This is a genomic window from Nocardioides sp. JQ2195 (genome assembly GCF_012272695.1).
GTDB lineage: Bacteria > Actinomycetota > Actinomycetes > Propionibacteriales > Nocardioidaceae > Nocardioides.
The window spans coordinates 1,796,239-1,820,628 of sequence record NZ_CP050902.1 but is presented as its reverse complement, the minus strand read 5'-3'; the positions used below and the strand labels follow the sequence as shown (position 1 = coordinate 1,820,628).

The following is a 24,390-nucleotide window of genomic DNA, read 5'->3' as shown; positions in this document are numbered from 1 at the left end:
CAGTCAGAGGTGTCGCGCCGGCGGGGAAGGACTGGTGACGAGGCGGGCGAGAGAGTGATTGTGGAGCATCACCGGGGCCTTGCCGCAAGCCCCCCTGTGCGCTATAAGTTGGAAGTGGCAGGACACCCCGCAGGGTGTCCTTTCGCCATTTCTACTGACGCCCGAGGAGTCAGGAGAGGTCGACGGCGCCCTTCAGCCAGGCCCAGGCGCGCGCGACCTCGTCGGCCCTCGACCGAGTCGTGGGGCTCAGGTGGGTCGGTCGCACCCTCCGGTCGTGCCAGAAGCGGCCAGTGGGCGGGGTCGGCTCTGCCGCAGCCAGCCATGCGCTGGTGTCCGCGCCCTCGGCGTCGTCGCGCAGGATCGAACGGGTGAGCGTGCGGAAGTTCGGCAACGAGCTCCGCACACCCGGGGTGTCGGCCCATCCCGGGTGCATCACGCCCAAGGTGATGGCGTCGAGGGACCAACGATCGGCGAGCAGCGGCGCCAGCTCGACCTGCATCCGCTTGGACCGTGCATAGGAAGCGGCTGGGGAGTAGTCACCACGTCTGAACTCGGGGTCGTCGGACGGGATCCGTTGCGCGTACATGCCACCGCTGCTGACCATCACCACCCGGCCGCTCGAGAGCCGGTCACGCAGCAGCTCCGTCATGAGCACCGGCGCCACGACGTGCACCGCCATGCTCAGCTCGTGGCCCTGGGGAGACTCGGTGCGCTCAGGCGGCATCACACCGGCGTTGTGGATCACCGCATGAATGCGCGAGACCTCAACCTGTGCGGCGAAGCGGCGTACGTCGTCGAGGTCCGCCAGGTCGCAGCGGGCGAGCCGCAGGTCGGCACCCGGCACCTCAGCCACCACGCGTTCACGGACGGCGGCGCCCTTCACCTCGTCGCGCACGATCATGTGCACGCTGGCACCCAACCGCGCCAACGACTGGACGCAACCGATCCCCAGACCGGAGCTGGCGCCGGTCACCAGCACATGCTTCCCCGCCAGGCAGCCCGGCTCGGGATCAGCCGGCCAACCGGGCAGTCGGCGCCGCACGGCGATCCCGATCCTGCTGTACCCCGGAACGAGGGTGCGGTCCATGACCGTGTCGAGTGCGCGGCCGGGCAGCGGGATCGTCATCAGTCCTCCACCAGGTGGTCGAGGCTGGCGCGCAGTTGTCGGATGGTCTTCTCCGCCAGACGGGGGAGGTAGGCCGCGACCAGTGGGGCTGCGAGCCTCGCTGCCCCACGGAAGGCGAACTCGGCGTGGTAGGTCACTTCGGCACCTTCTGCATGTGCTCTGACACCGAGCACGTCGTGTCCCTCGAACTGCTCATTTCGTCCGACGAGGTGGATCCGGGTCGGGCGCTCCAGCTCCGCGACGGTGTACTCGATCTCGGTCTCACGACCGAGGAAGACGGACACGTTCCGGTAGGTGCTGCCGACACCGCCGTCGCCGTTGGACAACGTGCAGGACTTGGTTCCGGGGTCCCACTCCTCAGCGTTGGTGAAGTCGGCGAGGTAGTCGTGGACGCGCTCCGGTGCGGCCTTGGTGATGAAGGTCCGCGTGACCGACGGCCTCATTCTCCGCCCATCTCCACCGTGCCCGAGTGCCCAGCCGGGCGGTCTCCGGTGATCTTGCTGCGTACGAAGGACAGCGCCGACGTGACCCGTCCACCCGGGGTGTCCCAGAACTGTGCGGAGACCGGTTCCACCCTGAGCAGGCGCACGTCAGGAGATTCCGCTCCCTCGGGGTACCAGGCTTCGACCATGGGGTTCCACAGATCGGCGATCTTGTCCCTGTCATCGAGCACGACGCCGCTTCCCGCCACCGAGAGCCACGTGGAGCTGTCACCGAAGGCCAGGTTGACGCGGATGTCCCTGATGAGGTTGGTGGCGCTCTCACTGGTGCCGTCGATGAAGCACCAGACGTCGCCGTCGTCGTCGATCCGCTGAGGAGTCATCGGATGGGAGTGCAGCTCTCCTTCAGGGGCGAAGGTGGTCAGCATGCAGAAACGCTGGTCGCGCATCATCTCGACGATGGTGCTCTGGTCCGCGGGCGTGTGCGTCGTCATGAGTTCTCCTCGTCGTCGCTTCGTGGTCGGGCGGTGGACGACCAGTCTGCTCGCCATGGCGCGAGCCACTGGGCGCTCCCGCCAGCGGTACCCACGACCGCCCAGCACAGCCCGACGTGGATCGGACGCGGTTCCCCGACAGCGCGCGACCGCTACGCGTCGATGGCTACGGCGTGTCTCGCAAGAGACGTGCCCTAGTGTGCGGTCATGAACGTGCCTCCGGGAGACCTCGATGCGGTACGCGAGTCCTATGACCGGGTTGCCGACAACTACGTGGATCTCCTGCAGACACAGGGAATGGGCGATGTGCGCACCCACCCCTGGTTGAAGGGATGCGTCGACGCATTCGCAACGCAGGTGCGTGGACTGGGTCCCGTGCTCGACGTCGGATGTGGTCCGGGCCAGGTGACGGCGTACCTGCGCGACCTGGGTGTCGAAGCCTCAGGTGTGGACCTGTCTCCGCGCATGGTCGAGCACGCCCGGCGACTGCATCCCGACTGTTCATTCGCGGTGGCCGCGGCGACCGAGCTCGACCTCGAGCCCGAGTCGCTCGGCGGCATCCTGGGCTGGTGGTCACTCTTCAACCTGCCGCGCGAGTTGCTGCCCTCCGTGCTCACGTCCTTCCATGACGCGCTGGTGCCTGGGGGAGAGGTGCTGGTGGCCACGCACGTGGGCGACGACGACGTGCCCAGGACCGAGGCGTATGGCGGAGTTCCGGTGTCATGGACGACGCACAGATGGCAGCCCGATCAACTCGCGACCTTGCTGGAGCAGGCAGGATTCACCCTCGTCGCAGAGTTGCGGCTACCAGCCGACGGACAGCAGGGACCGGGCGTCGTACTGGCCGGACGACGCTGAAGCCGCCTACGGTGGGGGACTGGCCGGACGACGCTGAAGCCGCCTACGGTGGGGGACTGGCATTCGGATCACGACGCTTCGGTCGAAGCATCGGCCGCGCGATGATGCGAGCGGCCCAGGAGTCCCTGCGCAAGAAGCGTGAGAAGCAACAGTGACGCGAGACGGAACGGCGTCGCGGAGAACAGCCCGCCGACAAGAATTGACTCCGGAAACTCGGCGACTTTCACGTTATGTCAAGTTGAATTACACTGATGTCATGTCGGCTCTGACGGCAGCCGGCACCTCCAGGCTGACATTTCGACGCATGACATCTGCACCTGGCAGCAGGTCGACGGCAAGGAGGACCTGGAGGTCGGCTATCACATTCTGCCGGAGTACCAAGGATGCGGCTTCGCCACAGAGGCCGCTGGGGCAAGCCTCGAACTGGCAAGACGGTCACCAGTGGCGGCATGGACTACCTGGTGCACGGCATACGCCTGCAGTGAGGCGTGCACCAGCGCTCAGAAAGGGGTTCTGGGCCAGACTCGGAAGAGTCGCCGATAACGTACATTATGTCAATTAGCAGTCTGGGTATTGCGCCAGCCGAATCATCCGGTCTGGCCTGGCCCCCTACCCCGCCGACAATCCACGACTGGGCGCTGACGTGCCCGGCCTCGTCAGTCCGACGACGAGTGCCAGTCCGAGCGCAGAATGGAATAGAGATGACCGTCGCGGTAGGACCCGTCGCGCCACTGGGCGCCACGGGTGGTGCCTTCTCGGGTGAAGCCGGCCTTCTCCAGAGCGCGTTGCTCCGCAAGGTTCTCCACATCCGTGTGTGCCTCGACCCGGTTGACGGCCGTGTGTCTGAAGAACAGGTCAACCATCTCCCGTTGCGCGGCCGTGCCCAGTCCTTGACCGCGCGCCCGTGGCGACAGCCAGATCCCGATCATCGGGTTGCGTGACTGCACGTTCGGCCCCCACCTCTGCCACACCCACGACACGTCTCCGACAACCTCGCCGCCGCCGTCGAGGACACCGAAGGCGCCCTGCTCGTTGAGGTCCGAGGGAGGGACCGACTGCCGTGACGGTCGGGGTCCGAAGTAGTCGAAGCCGTCGTCGTCGCCAGTGAGCACGGACAGGTCGGCCTCGGTCAACGGGCGAAGCATGGAAGTCACCGTTCCAACCTATCCGCGGCTGGTTGCCTCGGACCACCCTCAAGAACTCCTCACGCGAAGGACTTTCGCGGGGAACCGGTCCCGTGGTGTCGAACGGCGCGTCTTCGGGCAGGAGACCACGCACTAATCTCGGTCGCATGGCACCAGGAGTCCGCGTCGCCGTACGCATCGTCCTCCTCGACCCCCATGGCCGTGTGCTCCTGTTCGAGGGCAGGGACCTGTCTGACCCTGATGACGCCGTCCGCTTCTGGTTCACCGCCGGCGGTGGTGTCGACGAGGACGAGACCCTCGAGCAGGCCGCCCATCGCGAGCTGCTGGAGGAGACCGGCATGACGGGCCTGCAGCTGGCCGGCCCGTTCCACCGACGGGAGGTGGACTTCCTCAACCACGGCACTCCCCTGCGCCAGGTCGAGCACTTCTTCGCGGCCCGGACGATGGACACGTCCCTTGAGGACCGTGCATGGACCGAGCTGGAGCTGGAGGCGATGACCACATGGCGTTGGTGGAGCACGGACGAGCTCATGAGGGCAGGGATCGTCCACTTCCCCGAGGAACTCGTCGACCTCGTGCACCGCGCAGACTCCCTCGTCTGAGGGACCGGGCGCGGATCAGCCCAGGCTCCCCAGCCAGTCGCCGTAGAAGATCCCCAGGGCTGCTGCCGCGCAGACTCCGGCAATGATCCAGAAGCGGATCACGATCGTCACCTGCTCCCACCCGAGCAGCTCGAAGTGATGATGCAAGGGCGTCATCCTGAAGACTCTCCTGCCCACGCCGGTGGTTCGCCTGGTGAACTTGAACCACGACACCTGGATCATCACCGAGGCGGTGACGGCGACGTACAACCCGCCCAGGACGACGAGGAGGAGCTCGGTCCGGGTCACCAGGGCGAATCCGGCCATCGCAGCCCCGAGCGCGAGGGACCCGGTGTCCCCCATGATGATCCTCGCCGGCGAGGCGTTCCACCACAGGAACCCGAAGCAGGCGCCGGTGAGGGCGGACGCAACCGTGGCCAGGTCGAGCGGCGAGGCCACTGCGTAGCAGAGACCGTTCACATCGGAGGCGGCTCCGCACAGGTGGTTGTTCTGCCACAGGCCGACGATGGTGTAGGCCCCGAACACCATCGCCGCGCTCCCCGCGAGCAGCCCGTCGAGTCCGTCGATGAGATTCGTGGCGTTGCTGGTCCCACTCACCATGAACCAGACGATGATCATCACGATCACCCAGGGCAGGGCTGGGCCGACGTCGCGGACGAGCGACAACCTGTGCGAGACCACGTCCTCCCCTCCCCCGTGGCTGGGTCGGAGAGCGAGGAAGCCGAAGACCAGGGCGACAGCGGTCTGCCCCAACAGCTTGGCCTTGCTCCGAAGGCCAAGACTGCGCTGCATCCTGACCTTGATGAAGTCGTCGACGAATCCGACCGTGGCCATGCCCACGAGCAGGAAGAGCACCAGGACGCCCGCGCGTGACGGTTGCTCCCAGGTCACCAGCTTGGCAACTGCATAGCCGGCGACCACGGCGACCACGATCGCGGCGCCGCCCATGGTCGGGGTGCCTCGCTTCACGTGGTGCGTCGTCGGGCCGTCGTCCCGGATCAACTGGCCCAGGCCCCACGCAGCGAACTTCGTGATCGCCCATCGGGTCAGGAACAACGACAGGACGAGCGAGCATGCCCCGCTCAACAAGATGGCCTTCAACCCGAGCCCGTACCGATCGTGTCAGGGCGTGCCTTCCAGACCGTTGGGGTCAAGGTCGAGCTCGCCGCGGGCAGAACCGTGACAGAAAACCATTTCGACAGGTGCCTGGCAAAGGCATCGACCCGTGTCGCGGCCGAACCTGCGCGTCCGATCTCAGAGGAGAGAGTTCGGTGCGAAAGTCGGCCGCCTGTCGACCGATTCCAACGCCGCCACAGACCCTGCTGAGGGCGCCTTCGGTGACTCGACGAGGATCGAGCTCTCGGTCCGGTCCCGAGGGAGCGTCGGGCGAAGGAGGCCCCCTCCGCGCCAACCCACAGGGTCTCACTCATCCGCGGGCGCCGAGCTCCTCACGGATGCGGCGCAGGTCTTCCATCAGCGAGCCCACCAGGATCCAGCGCATGCCCTTCGGGGCTTGGAACACGAGTGGCGCGGTCAACGCCGGGGCTGTCTCCGCGAACGTCTCGTAACGAGTGGCCAGGGTGATCCGCAGCTCACGCCGCGTGTCATGGGCGGCGCGACGGAGCTCCTCGGCGATCGCCTGGACCGCGGGCTCGTTGCTGACGCTGTCGTCGTACTGGTCGACGTAGGCCCGCGTCATGCCGAGGACCTGGGTGACGATGAGGCTCAGGTTCTCGACGCTGTCGCGCATCGCGGCCAGGTCCTCGCGGTGGTGACGACCACGTGGGTTGAGCGCCAGTGAGTCCTCGGCCTGGTCGAGTGCCTCGTCCGTGGCCTCGCACAGCGCATGCAGCTGACGGGCCTCGGTCATCAGCTCGCGCAGCTCACGCGACGAGTGCTTCCTCGTCAGTGCGTGCGCCAATCGCTCCAGGGATACGGCGATCTCCTCCCCCAGCGCGTCCAGTGCCCGGTGGGCCGGCACCAGCGCGACCGGTGGAACCAGGACGAGGTGGACGATGATGCCGATGACGGCGCCGAGGAACGTCTCCAGGATCCGGTACGTCGCATAGCCCGACGACGAGGACCCGATGGCCAGCACCAGCAACGCGCTGATGGCGACCTGGTTGGCCGACCCGGTCGTCATGCGCAGGCCCCAAGCGAGGGCAAGTGAGGCGGAGACCGCCAACAGGACCACCCACGAGGCACCACCGAACGCGATCGACAGACCCGAGGCGAGCACCACTCCCGCGATCACTCCGACACTTCGCTCGATGCCCTTGAACAAGGACTGGTTGAGGCTCGGTTGCACCACCAACATCGCGGCGATCGCGGCGAACACCGGAGGCGGCCCGTCGGGGATGGCCAGCCCGGCGACGATCCACGCCAGCATGGTGGCCAGCGCGGTCTTCACCATCTGGAGGAGGGGCGCCCGTTCGGAGGCGCGAAAGGCGTCCGTGAATCGCATGTCGTCAGCGTAGGGCCAGACCGGGCGTTCGGGCCGCGCACGCCACGGCCCGCGCCTAGACTCTCGCCATGACGACTGGAGGGGCGCGCGCCACGGCACGCGCGGTCGATGACCACCCGGCTCTCGACCACGTGGCGCGCCTTGGCCTGGTCACCTTCGGGGTCGTGCACCTGGTGCTGGGCTGGCTCGCCATCTCGCTCGCCTTCGGGGACCGCGAGGGCAAGGCCGACAGCAGTGGCGCGATCCGGCAGCTCGCCGAGCAACCGTTCGGCACGGTCATCGTCTGGGCCGTCGCGATCGGCATGGTGCTGCTGGTCGTGTGGCAACTGATCGAGGCGTTGGTCGGACATCGTCGCCACGACGGCATCACGCGGCTGCGCAAGCGCCTGACCAGTCTCGGCAAGGCCATCGTCTATGCGGCGGTCGCGACGAGTGCGTTCCGGGTGGCCGCGGGCGCGGGGTCCTCGAAGGAGAACGGCACGGACTCGGCCAGCGCCCGACTGATGGACCTGCCAGTCGGTCAGCTCCTCGCCGGTCTCGTCGCCCTGGGTGTCGCCGGCGTCGGAGCCTTCCTGATCTTCAAGGGCTTCACCGATCGCTTCCTCGAAGACATCGAGGCCGACGGCACCCGCGGGCACACCGGCACCGTCTATGTCTGGCTCGGAAGGATCGGCCATGTCGCGAAGGGCGCTGCCGTCCTGGGCGTGGCTGCCCTCTTCGGCTATGCGGCAGTGAGCCATGAGCCGAAGAAGTCGGGAGGCCTCGACCAGGCCCTCCGCGTCGTGCTGGATCAACCCTTCGGTCCTGTCCTGACGGGCTTCTTCGGTGCGGGCTTCGCTGCATTCGGCCTGTTCTGCTTCGCCTGGGCACGCCACATCGACCGCTGACCCTCCGGCGCAGCCCTTGGGCGGGCAGGCCCCCCGCTCTCACATGAGCGCGACGCCTCCGCACGTTCGAGCGGTTCTCGTCGCCGGGGAACCACGCAGACGCGCAGAGGCACGTGGCGCGAGCGATGTCCGCCCGGCCGGCGAGAACCGTGGACCTACGATCACCCCATGACCACCCTCGACGAACGCCTGGCCGCTGCCCTGCTCGCGCGCGAGGCCACCGTGGCCACGGCGGAGTCCTGCACCGCAGGCCTCGTCGCGGGTCGTCTGGCCGACAGACCGGGCTCCTCGGCCTACCTGATCGGCGGGTTCGTCACCTATGCCAACGAGGCCAAGACCGCCGAGGTCGGTGTCCCGGAGGACCTGCTCGCACGGGTCGGCGCGGTGAGCGAGGAGGTCGCCGTCGCGATGGCCCAGGGCGCACGCGCGCGGCTCGGGACGACGTACGGCGTCTCCACGACCGGCGTGGCCGGACCCGGCGGCGGTACGCCGGACAAGCCGGTCGGCCTGGTCCACGTCGCGGTGGCCTCCGCGGGCGCCGTCCGGCATCGCCGGCTGCAGCTCGACGGCAACCGGGCCCAGGTGCGCGCCGACTCCGTCACCGCGTCACTGGAGCTCCTCCTCGAAGCCCTCGGCGACTGACCGTCGGCACCAGCTCATCGCTCCGCGGAGCGATAGCGTTCATTTGGACAGGAAGTTCAGTGCGCCGTGGGTGCGGCCGAACGCCCACGGCGGAGAACGGGCCTCAACTTCCTGCTCAAATGAGCGCCTGCGGGCAGGTCAGGCGCGAGCGAGGATCGGGTCCAGGTCGAGACGCGGCGGCAACGTGCCGAACGCACCGCCCCAATCGCGATCGAGACGTGAGGCACAGAACGCGTCGGAGACCGCGGCCGGCGCATGCCGCACCAACTGGCTGCCCTGGAAGACCAACGCCATCTGCTCGACGATGCGCCGGGCCCGCATCTCGAGGTCGTCGAAGGAGGTGAACTCCTTCTTCAACCGGGCCACGGCCTCGTCATAACGGGTGTCGGCACCGCTGGCCAGCTCGGCCTCGGCGAAGAACGCGTCCAAGGTGTGCGGTTCCTTGCCGACCGCACGCAGCGCATCGAGGGCGGCGACGTTGCCGGAGCCCTCCCAGATGGAGAGCAGGGGCATCTCGCGATAGATCCGGGGCAGCCCGGAGTCCTCGATGTAGCCGTTGCCGCCGAGACACTCGAGGGCCTCCCCCGCAGCCATCGGCGCGCGCTTGCAGACGTAGTACTTCGTCACCGCCACGGCGATCCGTCGCAGCGCTGCCTCACCTTCGTCGCCACGGATCGCGCGGTCGTTGGCGCCGGCCAGTCGGAGCATGGCGGTCGTGGCCGCTTCGGACTCGACGGTGAGGTCGGCCAACACGTTGCGCATCAGTGGTTGATCGACCAGCGCCCTGCCGAAGGCCTCGCGGTGGCGGGTGTGGTGGGCAGCCTGCACGAGGGCCGAGCGCATGCCCATCGACGATCCGATGATGCAGTCGAGGCGGGTCATGTTGACCATCTCGACGATGGTGCGCACACCGCGCCCCTCCTCCCCCACGAGCCAGCCGACGGCGCCGTCGTACTCGATCTCGGAGGACGCGTTGGACCTGTTGCCCATCTTGTCCTTGAGCCGCATCAGGTGCAGCGGGTTGAGCTCTCCACCGGGCAGCACGCGCGGCACCAGGAAGCACGAGAGGCCGCCGGGCGCCTGAGCCAGGGTCAGGAACAGGTCGCTCATCGGAGCCGAGGTGAACCACTTGTGGCCGACCAGCTCGTAGGCACCGTCGCCGACCGGCGTTGCGGTCGTGGTGTTCGCGCGTACGTCGGAACCGCCCTGCTTCTCGGTCATCGACATGCCGGCGATCAGGCCGCGCTTGGTGGAGGGATCGCGCAACCCGAAGTCGTACTCGCGGTTCGTGAGCAGGGGCTCGAAGGTTGCGGCCAGCTCGGAGTTGGCGCGCAGGGCCGGCACGGCTGCATACGTCATCGAGATCGGGCACCCGTGGCCGGCGTCGACGTTCCACACCATGAACTTCGCCGCGCGCGCCACGTGGGCACCGGGACGTTCGTCGGCCCACGGCGCGGCGTGCAGCCCGTGACCGACGGCGACCTTCATCAGCTCGTGGTAGGCCGGGGTGTACTCGACCTCATCGACCCGGTGACCGAACCGGTCGTGGGTGTGCAGGATCGGCTTGTCCCGCTCGGCGACGCGCGCCCACTCCTGGGCCTGTGCCGAGCTGGCCAGCCTGCCCAGCTCGGCGATCTCCCCCATCGCCCAGCCGGCACCCTGACGCTCGATGCCCTCGCGCAGGGCGGCGTCGTCGCTGGTGTCGTGGCCCTCCAGGAGAGGTGCCTGGTTGAAGACGTCGTGGGTCGCGGTCATCTCGTTCACCTTCCGTTGGATCCACCTCCACATTACAGTTCATACAACAGTTGTGTCGACATCTGTAGCGTGCCAGTCTTCTCGCATGCCACGCCCTGCCACCCCCTCGACCACTGCGGCCCCGCTGCTCTCGGCCCGGTCGGTGGTGCTGAGCATGCTCCTGGGCTCGCACCCGGACCGACTCTCGTCGGCGCAGCTGACCCGGGCCGGCACGTTCTTCGACATACCGGTCCCCACCCTGCGGGTCGCGTTGACCAGGGCTGTCTCGTCGGGTGACCTGCTGCGCGAGGACGGTGACTACGTCCTCGGCCAGCGGCTGCTGGCCCGGCAACGACGACAGGACGAGGCGGTCGAGGACGCCGAAGGCGACTGGGCCGGTGACTGGGAGATGGCCGTCGTGGTGGTGACCGGTCGACCCGGGTCGGAACGCGCGGCTCTCCGGGACACCCTTGCCGCGGCCCGGCTCGCGGAGCTGCGCGAAGGCGTCTGGACCCGGCCCGACAACCTGCGCCGCCCCCCGGTCAATGATCCGGTGCTGAGCACCTTCTCGGCTCGCCCCGACGATCCCGCGGCGTTGACCGACCAGCTCTGGGACCTGACTGACTGGGCCTCACGAGGTCGCGCACTGCTGGAACGACTGACCCAGAGGGACAGCCCGGCACGGCGTCTGGCCACGGCTGCCGAGCTGGTGCGTCACCTGACCACCGATCCGTTGCTGCCGGTCTCGCTGTTGCCTGCCGACTGGCCGGGACGCGAGCTGAGGACGGCGTACGCCGCCTACCAGGCCGAGCTGCGCGAGCTGACCCACTAGCGGCAGCCACTCCATCGTCCATGCGAAGCAGGCCCACCCCGACCACATGGAGTTCGGCGATGCGCCGCCGGTTCTCGGTGCGAGGAGATCCTCGACGAGTCGCTGGCTGGTCCGCAACCGACGCGGGCAAAGCTCGCTGACCGGATCCTCGGCCCACCACCGAGCCAGACCTGTGCGGCCGCGGCGACCTCGCGCGGTGGAACCATTTTCCGCAGTTGTCCGCATGCTGAGACCAGGGGGTGGTTTCCGGGCTGCGTTGTCGGTGGTCAGGTGTTGGGTCGAGGACATGACGACAGCGATGGCAGGTCTCGGCACCGGTGAGACGCTCACTGTGGTCGATGCTGCCGTGGCTGCGCGTCGCGGTGCCGAGGTGAGCGTGCTGCACAGCGCGGCCCACTGGGCGGACCTGCACGGCGACCACGAGGGCGTCACCCGTGGGCATGGTGCCACCGATGAGCCCGGTGCGCGGCGGGAGCACCCAGTGTTCCGGCGCTGGGGCGGTGAGGGCACTCCGGTGGTGGCACAGTTCGCCACGGCCGAGCTGGCGGTGTCCTTGGGGGTGCACCCGGAGTCGGCGCGCAGGCTGATTGCCGATGCCCTCGACCTGCGTCACCGGTTGAGCCCGTTGTGGCAGCTGACGTGCACCACCACCACGGTCGAGGTGTGGGTGCTGCGCCGCATCGCCGCGCTCACCCGTCACCTCACGCCCCAGTCGGCTCACCTGATCGCCACCGACCTGGTCGACCTGGTCGGGTCGCTGCCGACCGGCCGTCTGCTCGAGCGGCTCGAAGCACTGGTGCTGCTCGCCGAGACCGCCGAGGCCGAAGCAGCCGCGGATGCGGGGTCCGGCGACTCCGGCCCTGAAGGCTCCGGCACTGAAGGCTCCGGGGGTGATGGTGCCGGGGGTGGGTCCTCCTCCGGGGACGAGCGCGACGAGCCGGACCCGCGTTTCGTGACGTTCAATCCCTCCACCCGGCGCGGCTTCAAGGGCCTGTATGCCAAGCTCACCGCGGCCGAGGCCATCGTGGGTGATGCCCAGGTCCAGCGGCTGGCCGAGAAGTTGCTGGCCACCGACCTGGCCGCCGGTGTTCCCCGCCGACACCTCGACTCCATCTCGGTGGCCCGGTCCCGGGCGTTGGGCCTGCTGATCGGCAGCCCGGAGTCCGCGCTGGCCATCCTGGCCGACTCGACCGAGCCGGTGCCGTCGCGTGCCAGGGCCACCACCATCGTCCACCTGCACCTGTCCGAGGATGCGGTGCAGGCGATGGCCCGGGCGAGCACGAGCGGCACCGTTGCTGGGGGTGTGGCCAAGATCGAGGGCCACGGCCCGACCACCCTGGCCGAGGCACTGGCGGTGCTGCGGCTGACCGAGGTGAGCATCCGACCGGTGCTCGACCCCTGGGCAACCCGACCGGTCGACTCCTACGCGTTCACCGGGGCCCTTCGTGAGGCCGTGCTGACCCGGTCGCCCGCCGATTGCTACCCGCACGCGGTCAACACCACCCACCACATGGACATCGACCACACCATCCCCTACGACCCGCACGGCCCGCCGGGCCAGACCCGGATCGACAACGCCGGCCCGATGAGCCGACACCACCACCGCATCAAGACCGCCGGAGTCCTGGCCCTGCGACAACCCGTGCCCGACCTCTACGTCTGGCGCACCCGACATCACCGCTACCGACTGGTCGACCAGACCGGCACCCACCACCTGCCCGCGTGGCTCGGCGCACTGGTCTTCTCCGACCACCACGACGACCACGAGCTCGCCATCGACCTGCTCACCACCGGTGACGACCACGGCCTCGGAGCAGACCTCGGCCTCGTCCACCCCAACCAGCCACCGACCTCCTTCACACTCACGGCCTGATCGCACGACCTGCGACACGAGACGTCAGTGCTGGCCACCGGCCGGCGCTCAGCTCCCCCTCGACCACACACGACCCGAGCTCGGTCAGACAGGTGGGGCTCGCCGCGTCACGCGATGGTGAGCGTGATCGTCGTCCCTGCATCCATGGTCGTGGTGGTCAGCTCGAGCGGCACACCGTTCTCGAGCTCGAACTCGTCGTCCGCATCGTCGAACCCGTCGTCCTTCCGCATCAGGTCCTGGTCGGTCTCGATCCACATGCCCTCGTCATGAACCTCGGAGACCCTGACCACGACGTCGTCCCCGATCACGGGCACGCTGAACGTGTCCCCCTGCGAGACGCTGACCCGGGTGTTCTCCGGGTCGGGCTGTTCCTTGCTCCAACCCGACCAGTCCTGGCTGACGACCTCGAGCGTCACCGGTCCGACCCGTTCCTCGACGTCCGTCCGGCCACCCGCGCAGGCGCCGACGAGGAGGCCGGCCACGGCCAGGAGGGTCACGACCACGCTGTGCTTGTTCATGCCCGTGGGACGCACCAGCCTCGGATCCGGTTCCCGATGGCCCGGACCCGGGTGCCGGGATCCGGTTCCCCGGACCGGGTGCCGGGGCGCGGTTCCGGGAGCGGTGCCCAGCAGCGGTTCCGGGAAGCGGTGCCGGGAAGACCGACCCGCGCCCGGGCACCGATCAGCGACTGACAGGATGACGAGCGCACGTCGATCGAGAGCTGAGGCCATGTCCTACTTCCAACGCCTGGGACCGAGCACCTTTCGCGCCACCGAGCACGTCAGCGGCGCCTGGGACATCGAGACCCAACACATCGCCCCGGCGCTCGGCCTGCTCGCCCACGCCCTCGAGCTCGACCACGCGGCGCGTCGGCCCGGTGACAGGCTGCGCATCAACCGGCTCTCCTACGACATCCTCGGCACACTGCCGGTCGACGTCGTCGACATCGAGATCGAGGTGCTCCGACCCGGGCGCACCATCGAGCTGGTCCAGGCCACGCTGTCCCACGATGGCCGCGCTGGCGTCATCCTCCGGGCCTGGTTCCTCCAGCCCGGATCCACCGCCGACATCGCCGGTGGGGCACTCCCCGGCCTCCCCGGACCTGACGAGATGGCGCCCTGGGATGCGGGCGCCGTCTGGCAGGGCGGCTTCATCGCATCCGCCGACGTCAGGCGCGACCCGATCGAACCCGGTCGCGGGCGCTACTGGGTGCGCACTCCCCTGGCACTGGTCGAAGGGGAGGTCACGAGCCGGTTGGCCGCCTTCGCCGGACTCTTCGACATCGCCAACGGCATGAACGTTCGCGCGGACCCTGGTGAGGTCGCGTTCCCGAACGTCGACCTGACGGCCCACCTCTTCCGCCAGCCGCGCGGTGAGTGGGTCGGCTTCGACACCACGGTTTCCTTCGGCGTCACGGGAGTCGGGCTGACCAGCAGCACGCTCCACGACGTGCACGGTCCGATCGGCACCCTCGCCCAGGTGTTGACCGTGCGCCCGAACGCCGCGACCCCGATCGAGGTCGTGGCCCACGACGACTCGTGGTCCGACCAGTTCGAGTGCGTCGCTGCCGAGCTGCACGCCGGACTCGAAGGCATCGCCAGCGAGGTCGAGCACGTCGGCTCCACCTCGGTGCCGGGTCTGGCTGCAAAACCGGTCCTCGACATCGACGTGGTCGTCGACGCGGACGACGTGTCGCGAGCGATCCGGGCCATGGAGGACCTCGGCTATCAGCACCGCGGCGACCTCGGGGTGAAGGATCGTGAGGCCTTCTTCGCTCCCGATGCGGATCCGCGTCGCAACGTCTATCTGTGTACGGCCGGCACCCTCGGCGTGCGCAACCACCTGGCCGTGCGTGACGTGCTCCGCCGGCGAGCTGACCTGCGTGATGCGTATGCCGCGGTGAAGCGGCAGCTCGCGGACCACCCGGACATGGACATCGAGACCTACACAGCGCGCAAGTCGCTGGTCCTCCAGGAGGTCCTGGCCGAGTCGGACCTGACGGCCGAGGAGCTGCGAGAGATCCATCGGCTCAACGACCCTGACGCCTGAGCCGCGCCCTGCCTCGCGGCGGGCTGCTCTCGGCACGTCGTCTCGTGCCTCGCCGCCACCCGACCGACGAACGCGGGGCCTGCTCGGGTAGCGAGCGCCACAGACGGCGCGGCGTCCCGGGGCACGTCCCCGTATCGTGTGCGCGTGCAGTGTGGCTACTTCGACGCGGGTGTGTGCCGATCGTGCACCCACATGGGTGAACCGTATGGCGACCAGGTGGCGCGCAAGCAGCAGGAAGTCGCTGCGGCACTGGGTCCGGGCATCACCTGGGACCTGCCCACCGTGGGCCCGGAGGCGGGCTTCCGCAACAAGGCCAAGCTCGTGGTCGGCGGGAGTCGCGGCGAGCCCACGCTGGGCATCCTCGACGGCCACCTGCGTGGCGTCGACCTGACCGGTTGCGGGCTCTACGAACCCGGGCTCGCCGACATCGTGCACCGACTCCCGACCCTGGTCGCCGACCTCCAGCTCACGCCGTACGACGTGGCGAGCCGCAACGGCGAGCTCAAGCACCTGCTGGTGACCCACTCACCCGACGGCGACGCGATGCTGCGCTTCGTGCTCCGCTCTCCCGGGCAGCTGCGACGCATCGACCTCGGCGCCATCCGCCAGCACCTGCCGGAGGCACGCGTGGTCAGCGTGAACCTCCAGCCCGAGCACAAGGCAGTGCTGGAGGGCCCGGACGAGCAGATCCTCACCGACCACGACACCCTGCCGATGCGGGTCAACGACGTCACCCTGCACCTGCGGCCGCAGAGCTTCTTCCAGACCAACACGGCCATCGCGGCCGCGCTCTACGCCCGCGCCCGCACCTGGGTCGAGGGGTTGCAGCCGGCCACCGTGCTCGACCTCTACTGCGGCGTCGGCGGTTTCGGACTGCATGCGCTCGGCCACGGTGCCCAGCACGTGGTCGGCGTCGAGTCGTCGTCGGAAGCCGTTCGCAGTGCCGAGCTCAGCGCCACGGCGCTCGCTGCGGCGGGCACCAGCGAGTGGCTCGCCGGCGATGCCACCCAGCACCTGATCGAGACCACCCCCGATCTCGTGGTGATGAACCCGCCCCGGCGCGGCATCGGCCCCGAGCTCTGCCGGCGGCTCGAGGACGGCGGACCGGCGCACCTCGTCTACTCCAGCTGCAACGTCGCCACGCTTGCCCGCGACCTCGCCGCGATGCCGGCGTACGCCGTCACGGCCGCGGGCCTGTTCGACATGTTCCCGCAGACCCGCCACCACGAGGTGATGGTGCTGCTGGAGCGGCGCGGTGTCCCGCGCACCTGACCGTTCACCCACCGGGTCTTCACAAGTGGCCCGGGAACCGCTGGGATGGGCGGAAGGGCCCTCGGGCCGTTCTCGGGAACAGGAGAGATCCCATGCTCACACGCATGTCCAGTCTGGTCGCGGCCCTCGTGCTGGCGATCTCCAGCATCGCCCTCCTCGGCGCTGCACCAGCCAACGCTGACGCCTGCTACACGTGGGACCGCACCCTGCGTTCCGGCAGCAGCGGCTCCGACGTCGCCGAGCTCCAGGAACGCGTTGCCGGCTGGGCCGGCTACGGAGTCAACATGGCCATCGACGGAAGCTACGGACCCCAGACCACGCAGGCGGTGAAGAACTTCCAGGCTGCCTACGGACTGAGTGCCGACGGTGTCGCCGGACCCAACACGTTCGCCCAGATCCATGCCCTGCAGGACGCGGACTGCTCGCCCCTGCACTTCAGCTGGGCCGAGGTCGACGGGGGATGCGGCGCGGGCGGCTACAGCGGCGGTTCGGTGAGCGCGACCACCGTGAGGACCAACCTGCTGCGCTCGATGTGGCGTGCCGAGGCACTGCGTCACCGCATGGGCGACAAGCCGGTGCGGGTCACGTCGGGCTTCCGCTCCCAGTCCTGTGACCGGGCCGTCGGCGGCTCCGGCACCGGCCAGCACACCTACGGTCGCGCGATCGACATCGTGCCCGTCAACGGCAACAACACGTTCTGCAACATGGCCAGGACCGCCCGCTACATCGGCTACGGCGCGATCTTCGGTCCCGGCTATCCCGGGCACAACGACCACGTGCACGTCGACATCCGCTCCGGTCGCACGTGGAGCGCACCGAGCTGCGGCATCTGACCCACCCCAGTCGACCTGGGCGAGCGTGGAGCCCGGCGGACCGTCGCGTCCGCGAGCGACGGCCCTCCGGTGTTCACGCCCGCACAACCCGGGCGAGTCGACGCTCAGCGGGGTGCGGACCAACCCATGGTCCAGGCGCCGGAACCTGACCACGCGTCGATCCAGTAGCGGTAGTAGCCGCTGTCGCCCTGGTAGTCGATCGCCTCGTCCGAGGTCTCGGTCGCGCTCTTCTGCACGGTCACCCAGCTCGAGCCGTTCCACTTCTGGAAGTAGAGATCGAAGTCGGTGCCGTCCGGACCCGCCAGGCAGGCAGTGTGCCGGCCGGCATACCGGCTCCAGTAGTAGTTGCCGTCCGGGACCCGGGCGTCCCCGCCCTGGTCGAGGCGACCGGTCTGGGAGTTCCCGAAGCCGGTGCACTGCTCCGGGTCGGGGTCCGGGTCGGGGCCAGGGTCGTCGCCATCACTGCGCTCGAGGAAGACGCTGTCGGCCATGTTCCAGTAGTTCGCCAAGTAGGAGCCGGCCGGCGGGCTGGTGTTGAAGTAGTCGTTGTTGCCGCAGTCGAGCAGGCTCTCCTGGCTCGCCGCGCAGACGAAGCGCATCGGCGGGTAGTAGGGCGAGTCGGAGTAGCACATCACGTCGTACTCGTCGGTGCAGTGCGCACCGCCAGTGGAGCTCGGGGCGTTGTTGTTGACCGCGCCCAGGTTGTGGCCGAGCTCGTGGGCGATCACCTGCGGACCCCAGCAACCCGCGTCAGTCCGGGCGAAGCTCGGCCCGAAGTTGGAGTGGTTGTCCGCAGTCTTGCGGGTGTCGCCGGCGAACTCACCGATGCCGCAGTAGACGTTGGCATCACCGAAGACGGTGTACTTCCGATCGGTGCGGTCGAAGCCCCGGTTGCGCAGCTCGTCGATCATCCAGCCGAAGTCGCCCATCGCACCGCTGCTGACCTGGACCGGCGTGACCGTCGGGACGCAGTCCTCGTCCGTCACGAAACGGATGTGCCGCTCTCCCCCGGTCTTGGCGGCAGAGTCGTTGTAGATGTCGTCCATACCCCGGGCCCACGTCTGGAACGACGCGAGGTACTGCTGGTAGCGGCTGGTGCCCGAGTAGACGTAGAGCACCTGCACCCGGTTGCCGTCCGTGCCGTTGCCGAAGCAGTTCACCGCGGTCGCCGCCGACTGGGTGTCCAACCCGGCCACGGGCTGGACATCACGTCGTACGTCGTGACCGGCGGGGGGCGCGTCGGGTCCGTGCGAGCACGCACCCTTGCCCTTGACGGCGTAGAGACCCTTGCAGGCTCCGGACCTGGCCACCGTCAAGCTCGCGTAGACCATCCCGCGCGAGGGTTGCGCCTGCGGCTTCGAGGTGATCGAGCCGTGGCTGTGCGGGTCGGACCCAGCACCGTGGTCGTGCGTCGAGTGATCGTGCACGCGGTTGGGCACGGTGTCACTCGTCAGGGCCGTGCGGGCCGTCTCCCACCTGGCCATCTCGGCATGGCCGTTGCTCATCCCGAACGTGGCCGCGCCGACCGCCAGCAGTGCCGATGCCCCGGCCAGCGCGATGCGCAACTGTCTCCTCACGCCAGCCATGGCGCCTCCTCGGTGTCCGCGGCCTCCCTGGGCGGTGGCCACCGACGGCAAGGTAGTCAGCCGACGCCCGGTTGCGCAGCGCCGGGAGCGCGGATCGAGCAGTTAACTTTTGACTGGTTCTCCCAACGTGGGTTGGGGATCACTCCACCAGCAGCACGTGGAGCGTGCGTGGGCCGTGCACACCCTCGACCCGCGACAGCTCGATGTCGCTCGTGGCACTGGGGCCGCTGATCCAGGTCTGTGGCTGGAGCGGGTCGAGCATCCCGACCGCTTCGTTCACACCGGCCACGACCTGATCGGCGTGGATCACACAGACATGGAGGTCGGGCACCAGCGACAGCGCCCGACGCCCTTGGCCCGGACCGTGGCTGAGCACCACGGTTCCGGTCTCCGCGATGCCGACCGAGGAGGTGGTCACCACCGCGTCCACGTCGTTCAGCTCCGCGGCCGACTTCGCGTTGTCGGGCTCGCCGCCGGGCACCGACCACGGGAAGCCGTCAGGAACCACGACCCGGAGGACTCCGTCGAGCAGTCGCTCGAGCTCGCGGGGCACCTCCGCCTCGGTGCACCGGGTGACGGTGGCGCGGTAGTCCTCGACCCGTTCGACGAACTGGGCGAGCAGGTCCTCCCCGGCCAGCTCGGGCGCACGACGGTAGTCGCGGGGCGGCTCGGCCACCTCGGGCGCGTCGCTCACCGCTTCGCGGACCCTGGCCAGGATGTCGTCACGGGCGCTCACGACTCGTCCTCCCCTCCGTCGGTCCGCGACCACCAGTCACGGAAGGACTCCGTCGCCGGCACCGGCACGTCGCGGGCCTGCGACCACGCGCTTCCTGCGCCGGGCATCGGGATGCTGCCGAGGACCCGTCGATCACCCTGCCTGCGGCCACCGGGCAAGCGGTTCAGCAGTCGGCCGGCGAACGCGGCTGCGCGCTCGGACCGCGCCGTACGCGCGGATGACGAGAGCACCCAGCCGGCACCTCGCATCGCCACTGCCTCGGGCTTCGGCACGCCGCCGCGATGTGCATCGACCACCTGACCACGGAGCTCGACCAGCACGGAAGGTATGTCGATGCGCACCGGGCAGGCCTCGAAGCAGGCACCACACAGGGACGAGGCATAGGGCAGCGAATCGGTCTGCTCGTCGACACCGGTGCCCTTCAGCAGCGGGTTGAGGATCGCACCGATCGGCCCGGGATAGACGGAGCCGTAGGCATGGCCGCCGGTGCGTTCGTAGACCGGACAGACGTTGAGGCAGGCCGAGCACCGGATGCACCGCAACGCCTGGCGGCCCATCTCGTCGGCTAGGGCCCGGGTGCGGCCGTTGTCGAGGAGCACCACGTGCACCTCCTGGGGACCGTCGCCGGGCACCGCACCGGTCCAGGTCGAGGTGTAGGGATTCATTCGCTCCCCGGTCGAGGAGCGCGGCAACAGCTGCAGGAACACCTCGAGGTCCTGCCAGGTCGGCACCACCTTCTCGATGCCGACCACCGACACCAGGACCTCGGGCAGGGTCAGGCACATGCGACCGTTCCCCTCGGACTCGACGACCACCAGGGTGCCCGTCTCGGCCACCGCGAAGTTGGCGCCGGAGACCGCCATCCTCGCGCGCAGGAACTTCTCGCGCAGGTGCAGCCGTGCGGCCCCGGCGAGGTCCGCCGGGTCGTCGCTCAACGGGTCGGGTGCCGGCCGGCCGACCTCTCCCATCGCCGAGCGGAAGATCTCCCGGATCTCCGAGCGGTTGCGGTGGATCGCGGGCACCAGGATGTGGGAGGGCAGGTCGTCGCCCAGCTGCACGATCAGCTCGGCCAGGTCGGTCTCCCACGCGGAGATGCCCTCCGCCTCGAGCGCCTCGTTGAGGCCGATCTCCTGGGTGGCCATCGACTTCACCTTCACGACCTCGTCGACGTCGTGGGCGCGAGCCACGTCGGCGACGATCCGACAGGCTTCCTCGGCGTCGCGTGCCCAGTGCACCGTGGCCCCACGCTCCTGGAGCGCGGCCTCGAGCGCGACCAGGTGGTCGTCGAGGTGGCGCAGCGTCTGGTCCTTGATCGCGGCACCCGCCAGGCGCAGTGCCTCCCAGTCGTCGACCTCGGCGACCACCGCAGCCCGCTTGTCACGGATCGTGCCCGTGGCGTGGGCCAGGTTGTGCCGTTGCTGGGTGTTCTCCAGTGCCCTGCGGGCGGCTTCCGGAAAGGCGGGCATGCCGACGAAGGTCGCACTCATGGCAGCATCTCCTCGGTCTTCGCCGGGCCGGCGTCCCCGGTCTGCCCGGCGTCGCCCTCCGTGCTGGCCAGGACGTCGGCCAGGTGCATCACCCGGATCCCGGATCGCTGTCTCGAGAGGATCCCCCCGATGTGCATGAGGCACGAGTTGTCACCGGCCACCAGAACCTCCGCCCCCGTGTCCAGCACGTGACGGGCCTTGTCGGAGCCCATCGCCACCGAGGTGTCGGCGTTCTTGACCGCGAACGTCCCACCGAAGCCGCAACACTGCTCCGCCGCCGGCAGCTCGACCAACCGGAGGCCCCGCACCGCGCCGAGGAGGCGGGTCGGTCGGTCACCGACCCCCAGCATCCGCAGGGAGTGGCAGGTCGGGTGATAGGTCACCTGGTGCGGGAAGTAGGCGCCCACGTCGACCACGCCGAGCACGTCGACGAGGAACTCACTGAGCTCGACGACTCGTGGCGCGACCTCCTCCACTGCCCGGACCAGACCCGGGTCACCGGATCGACGGGCCACGATCTGGTGCTGGTGACGAGCGCTGCCGGTGCAGGACCCGCTCGGCGTGACCACGTAGTCGTAGCCGGCGAACGCATCCACGAAGTTGCGCACCATCGGCACCGCCTCGTCGAAGTAGCCGGTGTTGACCATCGGTTGTCCGCAACAGGTCTGGGCCGGTGGGAACTCCACCTCGACACCGAGACGACGCAACAACCGCACCACGGACTTCCCCGTGTCGGGGAACATCGCGTCATTGATGCAGGTGATCATCAGTCCGACCCGCACCCCGGCCGCCTCCTGGGTGTCCATGTGGCGACACTACGACTCCGCGTCGTGGGGTGCACGCACCGAGACTGCGAGACGCCGGACGTCCCGCCGGGTCCAGTGGAGCGGTCAGCTGAGCACCAGCTGGGTGGTCGAGTTGAGTACCTGTACGCAGGTGGTCGCGGTCAGCAGTGGGCACGCTGGATGTCATGACCTTGATGACTGCCTCCACCTTCGTGACCATCGGTCCGTCTCACGTGGCGATGCTGGCCCTGTTCGTCGCCGGCATCTGGCCGGTCGTCGCACTCGGGCGTGCCCAGCGTGGCGCAGCGGACCCGCGGCGGGCCAGCCGGTGGTTCGCCGTCGCGATCATGGCCTTCACCGTTCCGATGCAGATCGTCGACTTCATGCCGGGGCAGTATGCCTTCGACACCACCCTTCCCCTGCAGCTGTGCGACTTCGCCTGGATCGCCGCGGTGGTCGCGCTGCTGACCCACCACCGGTTCTTCGTGGCCCTCACCTACTTCTGGGGACTCGTGCTGACCACCCAGGGCCTGTTGACCCCTTGGCTGACCGCCGACTTCCCGAACCCGAAGTACATCGGTTTCTGGGGCATGCACATCCTCATTGTGTGGGCCGCCATCCACCTGACCTGGGGCCTGGGCCTGCGGCCCGCCTGGCGCGACTACGCCAGCACGGTGGCCGCCACCGCGACCTGGGCCGTCTCGGTCTTCACGTTCAACGCCGTCACCGGCACCAACTACGGCTTCCTGAACCGCAAGCCCAGCACCGGCTCCTTGCTCGACCACCTCGGTCCGTGGCCGTCGTACGTCGTGCTGGAGGTGCTGATCGTGGCCTCCGTGTGGGCGTTGATGACCTGGCCATGGGTCGCCCGGGGCCAGCGCGACGGGGCGGCTAGCATCGCCGCATGCTGAAGCGAAGCCTGGCCCTGGCCACCGCACTGACCCTCTTCTCCTTCGCCGCGTGCTCGAACGACGACGGGGGCGGCAACGACGACGTGACGGCCGAGAACTCCGCCACCTCGGCGGCGCCGGCGGAGTCGACCTCACCGGAGGCAGCAGCCGGCGCGGGCTCGTGCTCGTACCCAGCGGACGGATCGCCTGCCAAGGAGGCGACGCCGCCACCGGCGACGGCACCGAGGGCCGCTCGCATCCCCGTCACCCTCGAGACCAGCGTCGGCGACCTCAAGGCTTCGCTCGACGCGAGGCGCACCCCCTGCACGGTCAACTCGTTCCTGTCGCTGGCCGACCAGGACTACTTCGACGACACCGAGTGCCACCGACTCACCACGGAGGGCATCCATGTCCTCCAGTGCGGAGACCCCACCGGCACGGGGATGGGTGGTCCCGGTTATCGCTTCGACGACGAGCTCACCGGCAAGGAGACCTACCCGGCCGGCACCCTGGCCATGGCCAACGCCGGGCCGGGCACGAACGGGTCACAGTTCTTCATGGTCTACAAGGACTCCCCGCTGCCGGCGGCATACACCGTGTTCGGCAAGGTCGACGTCGCCAGCATCCGCATCCTCCAGAAGGTGGCGGCCAAGGGGTCCGACAATGCCAACGGTCCCGGGGACGGCTCCCCGAACACGAAGGTCGTCATCGACGAGGTCGACGACTGAGCGCTGCGGCCAGACACACGGCGGCCAGACTCACAGCGGCCAGTCGACGCCCGTGAGCGACTCGGACCGCCGCCACAGCGCCGCAGCCAGGTCGGAGTCGTTCGCCCGCGGCGAGCGTCCGACCAGCGTGGGATGCCCGAAGAGCTCACCCGGGCCGCTCGGGCCGACGTAGCTGTTGCCGGGCAGGTCCTCGGTCGCGGCGAAGAGGATCGGCAGCGCACCCTGCGACGGCTTCATCCCGAACAGTGCGTTGCCGAGGTTGCTCAGCCCGGTGAAGGCCCGGCTCCCGGTGCCACCCTGGATGCCGGTCGCGGTGTAGCCGGGATGGGCGGCGGTGGCCCGCAGTGACGACCCGCAGTCGTCCAGTCGTCGTTGCAGCTCCGCCACGAACAGCAGGTTCGCCAGCTTCGACTGCGCGTAGGCGCCGTACGCCGAGTAGCCGCGCCGCTCGAAGTCGAGGTCGTCGACGTCGAGGTCCCCGCTGCGGTGGGACGCCGAGCTGACCACGACCACCCGGTCGGTCAGCCGCGGCAGCACGAGGTTGGACAGGGCGAAGTGGCCCAAGTGGTTGGTGCCGATCTGGGACTCGAACCCGTCGACGGTCCGACGCTCCGGCACCGCCATGATCCCCGCGTTGTTGACCAGCACGTCGACACGGTCGAGCTCCTCGGCGAAGGTGCGCACCGACCCCAGGTCGGAGACGTCCAGCAGGCGCACCTCGACCCGGCCACGCGCACCGGTTCGGCGTACCCGCTCGGCGGCAGCCTCGCCGCGCGCCACGTCGCGCACCGCCATCACCACCTCGGCGCCGGCGACGGCGAGCGCGCGGGTCACCTCGAGGCCCAGACCGCCGGTGGCGCCCGTGACCACGAAGCAGCGCCCGTCCTGGGCGGCCATCCGGTCGCGGGTCCATGCAGTTCGCGGCAT

The 24,390-nt window shown here is 69.1% G+C and carries 25 protein-coding genes; 12 read left to right on the top strand and 13 right to left on the bottom strand.

Going from position 1 to position 24,390, the window contains the following annotated elements; all coding sequences use genetic code 11:
• Nucleotides 1–169: 169 nt before the first annotated feature.
• From ncot_RS08650 to ncot_RS08640, 3 genes are read right to left on the bottom strand one after another with little or no spacing between them, the layout of a single operon-like run.
• Nucleotides 170–1,126 carry an SDR family NAD(P)-dependent oxidoreductase gene (locus ncot_RS08650; protein ID WP_168617248.1) on the bottom strand — a complete coding sequence of 319 codons (957 nt, stop codon included), beginning with the start codon at nucleotides 1,124–1,126 and terminating at the stop codon, nucleotides 170–172.
• On the bottom strand, nucleotides 1,126–1,569 hold the full coding sequence (locus ncot_RS08645; RefSeq protein ID WP_168617247.1) for an SRPBCC family protein: 444 nt from the start codon (nucleotides 1,567–1,569) through the stop codon (nucleotides 1,126–1,128). Before ncot_RS08645 ends, ncot_RS08650 begins: the two co-directional genes overlap by 1 nt.
• On the bottom strand, nucleotides 1,566–2,060 hold the full coding sequence (locus tag ncot_RS08640) for a pyridoxamine 5'-phosphate oxidase family protein (RefSeq protein ID WP_168617246.1): 495 nt from the start codon (nucleotides 2,058–2,060) through the stop codon (nucleotides 1,566–1,568). The genes ncot_RS08645 and ncot_RS08640 overlap by 4 nt, the downstream gene beginning before the upstream one ends.
• Before the next feature lie 207 nt (nucleotides 2,061–2,267).
• Here ncot_RS08640 and ncot_RS08635 point away from each other — a divergent pair, with 207 nt between their 5' ends.
• Both ncot_RS08635 and ncot_RS08625 read left to right on the top strand, forming a co-directional pair.
• Entirely contained in the window at nucleotides 2,268–2,918 is a 651-nt protein-coding gene (locus ncot_RS08635) for a methyltransferase domain-containing protein (RefSeq protein ID WP_168617245.1), read from the top strand.
• A gap of 294 nt (nucleotides 2,919–3,212) precedes the next feature.
• The gene (locus tag ncot_RS08625; protein WP_168619249.1) at nucleotides 3,213–3,461 is read left to right on the top strand and encodes a GNAT family N-acetyltransferase; all 249 of its coding nucleotides are present in this window, start codon (nucleotides 3,213–3,215) and stop codon (nucleotides 3,459–3,461) included.
• Nucleotides 3,462–3,574: 113 nt separating this feature from the next.
• On the opposite strand, the gene ncot_RS08620 is transcribed toward ncot_RS08625, so the two are convergent.
• Nucleotides 3,575–4,063 (bottom strand): GNAT family protein, encoded by a 489-nt coding sequence (locus ncot_RS08620; RefSeq protein ID WP_240938173.1) that lies wholly within the window; start codon nucleotides 4,061–4,063, stop codon nucleotides 3,575–3,577.
• A gap of 146 nt (nucleotides 4,064–4,209) precedes the next feature.
• Between ncot_RS08620 and ncot_RS08615 the strand changes: the two genes are divergently transcribed.
• Nucleotides 4,210–4,665 carry an NUDIX domain-containing protein gene (locus ncot_RS08615; protein WP_168617242.1) on the top strand — a complete coding sequence of 152 codons (456 nt, stop codon included), beginning with the start codon at nucleotides 4,210–4,212 and terminating at the stop codon, nucleotides 4,663–4,665.
• 15 nt (nucleotides 4,666–4,680) lie between these two features.
• Here ncot_RS08615 and mraY read toward each other — a convergent pair whose 3' ends face one another.
• Nucleotides 4,681–5,766 (bottom strand): phospho-N-acetylmuramoyl-pentapeptide-transferase, encoded by a 1,086-nt coding sequence (gene mraY, locus ncot_RS08610; protein ID WP_168617241.1) that lies wholly within the window; start codon nucleotides 5,764–5,766, stop codon nucleotides 4,681–4,683.
• A gap of 325 nt (nucleotides 5,767–6,091) precedes the next feature.
• The gene (locus ncot_RS08605) at nucleotides 6,092–7,129 is read right to left on the bottom strand and encodes an FUSC family protein (RefSeq protein WP_168617240.1); all 1,038 of its coding nucleotides are present in this window, start codon (nucleotides 7,127–7,129) and stop codon (nucleotides 6,092–6,094) included.
• 68 nt (nucleotides 7,130–7,197) lie between these two features.
• On the opposite strand from ncot_RS08605, the gene ncot_RS08600 reads away from it, so the two are divergent.
• Nucleotides 7,198–8,016, top strand: coding sequence for a DUF1206 domain-containing protein (locus ncot_RS08600; protein WP_168617239.1), 819 nt, complete (start codon nucleotides 7,198–7,200; stop codon nucleotides 8,014–8,016).
• A gap of 168 nt (nucleotides 8,017–8,184) precedes the next feature.
• Entirely contained in the window at nucleotides 8,185–8,658 is a 474-nt protein-coding gene (locus ncot_RS08595) for a nicotinamide-nucleotide amidohydrolase family protein (RefSeq protein WP_168617238.1), read from the top strand.
• 138 nt (nucleotides 8,659–8,796) lie between these two features.
• On the opposite strand, the gene ncot_RS08590 is transcribed toward ncot_RS08595, so the two are convergent.
• Nucleotides 8,797–10,413 (bottom strand): acyl-CoA dehydrogenase family protein, encoded by a 1,617-nt coding sequence (locus ncot_RS08590; protein ID WP_168617237.1) that lies wholly within the window; start codon nucleotides 10,411–10,413, stop codon nucleotides 8,797–8,799.
• A gap of 85 nt (nucleotides 10,414–10,498) precedes the next feature.
• On the opposite strand from ncot_RS08590, the gene ncot_RS08585 reads away from it, so the two are divergent.
• Both ncot_RS08585 and ncot_RS08580 read left to right on the top strand, forming a co-directional pair.
• Complete coding sequence (locus ncot_RS08585; protein ID WP_168617236.1) at nucleotides 10,499–11,224, top strand: PaaX family transcriptional regulator C-terminal domain-containing protein; 726 nt, start codon at nucleotides 10,499–10,501, stop codon at nucleotides 11,222–11,224.
• Between the two features lie 286 nt (nucleotides 11,225–11,510).
• A complete protein-coding gene (locus ncot_RS08580; protein WP_168617235.1) occupies nucleotides 11,511–13,097 on the top strand; it encodes a hypothetical protein in 1,587 nt (528 codons plus the stop codon).
• 107 nt (nucleotides 13,098–13,204) lie between these two features.
• Here ncot_RS08580 and ncot_RS08575 read toward each other — a convergent pair whose 3' ends face one another.
• A complete protein-coding gene (locus ncot_RS08575; protein WP_168617234.1) occupies nucleotides 13,205–13,615 on the bottom strand; it encodes a hypothetical protein in 411 nt (136 codons plus the stop codon).
• Nucleotides 13,616–13,826: 211 nt separating this feature from the next.
• On the opposite strand from ncot_RS08575, the gene ncot_RS19645 reads away from it, so the two are divergent.
• From ncot_RS19645 to ncot_RS08560, 3 genes are all read left to right on the top strand, one after another.
• The gene (locus ncot_RS19645; protein ID WP_240938137.1) at nucleotides 13,827–15,146 is read left to right on the top strand and encodes a GrpB family protein; all 1,320 of its coding nucleotides are present in this window, start codon (nucleotides 13,827–13,829) and stop codon (nucleotides 15,144–15,146) included.
• A gap of 192 nt (nucleotides 15,147–15,338) precedes the next feature.
• Nucleotides 15,339–16,418 carry a methyltransferase domain-containing protein gene (locus ncot_RS08565; protein ID WP_206065250.1) on the top strand — a complete coding sequence of 360 codons (1,080 nt, stop codon included), beginning with the start codon at nucleotides 15,339–15,341 and terminating at the stop codon, nucleotides 16,416–16,418.
• 104 nt (nucleotides 16,419–16,522) lie between these two features.
• Nucleotides 16,523–17,251 (top strand): M15 family metallopeptidase, encoded by a 729-nt coding sequence (locus ncot_RS08560; protein WP_240938136.1) that lies wholly within the window; start codon nucleotides 16,523–16,525, stop codon nucleotides 17,249–17,251.
• 104 nt (nucleotides 17,252–17,355) lie between these two features.
• On the opposite strand, the gene ncot_RS08555 is transcribed toward ncot_RS08560, so the two are convergent.
• The 4 genes from ncot_RS08555 to ncot_RS08540 form a co-directional block, all read right to left on the bottom strand.
• On the bottom strand, nucleotides 17,356–18,837 hold the full coding sequence (locus ncot_RS08555; protein WP_168617231.1) for a hypothetical protein: 1,482 nt from the start codon (nucleotides 18,835–18,837) through the stop codon (nucleotides 17,356–17,358).
• 139 nt (nucleotides 18,838–18,976) lie between these two features.
• On the bottom strand, nucleotides 18,977–19,573 hold the full coding sequence (locus tag ncot_RS08550) for a lactate utilization protein C (protein ID WP_168617230.1): 597 nt from the start codon (nucleotides 19,571–19,573) through the stop codon (nucleotides 18,977–18,979).
• On the bottom strand, nucleotides 19,570–21,060 hold the full coding sequence (locus ncot_RS08545; RefSeq protein ID WP_168617229.1) for a lactate utilization protein B: 1,491 nt from the start codon (nucleotides 21,058–21,060) through the stop codon (nucleotides 19,570–19,572). The genes ncot_RS08550 and ncot_RS08545 overlap by 4 nt, the downstream gene beginning before the upstream one ends.
• On the bottom strand, nucleotides 21,057–21,866 hold the full coding sequence (locus tag ncot_RS08540; protein WP_206065248.1) for a (Fe-S)-binding protein: 810 nt from the start codon (nucleotides 21,864–21,866) through the stop codon (nucleotides 21,057–21,059). Before ncot_RS08540 ends, ncot_RS08545 begins: the two co-directional genes overlap by 4 nt.
• Nucleotides 21,867–22,030: 164 nt before the next feature.
• Between ncot_RS08540 and ncot_RS08535 the strand changes: the two genes are divergently transcribed.
• Together ncot_RS08535 and ncot_RS08530 are read left to right on the top strand one after the other, a co-directional pair.
• A complete protein-coding gene (locus ncot_RS08535) occupies nucleotides 22,031–22,756 on the top strand; it encodes a TIGR02206 family membrane protein (protein ID WP_206065246.1) in 726 nt (241 codons plus the stop codon).
• Complete coding sequence (locus tag ncot_RS08530) at nucleotides 22,750–23,463, top strand: peptidylprolyl isomerase (protein WP_168617228.1); 714 nt, start codon at nucleotides 22,750–22,752, stop codon at nucleotides 23,461–23,463. The genes ncot_RS08535 and ncot_RS08530 overlap by 7 nt, the downstream gene beginning before the upstream one ends.
• Before the next feature lie 30 nt (nucleotides 23,464–23,493).
• Here ncot_RS08530 and ncot_RS08525 read toward each other — a convergent pair whose 3' ends face one another.
• Nucleotides 23,494–24,390 carry an oxidoreductase gene (locus ncot_RS08525; protein ID WP_168617227.1) on the bottom strand — a complete coding sequence of 299 codons (897 nt, stop codon included), beginning with the start codon at nucleotides 24,388–24,390 and terminating at the stop codon, nucleotides 23,494–23,496.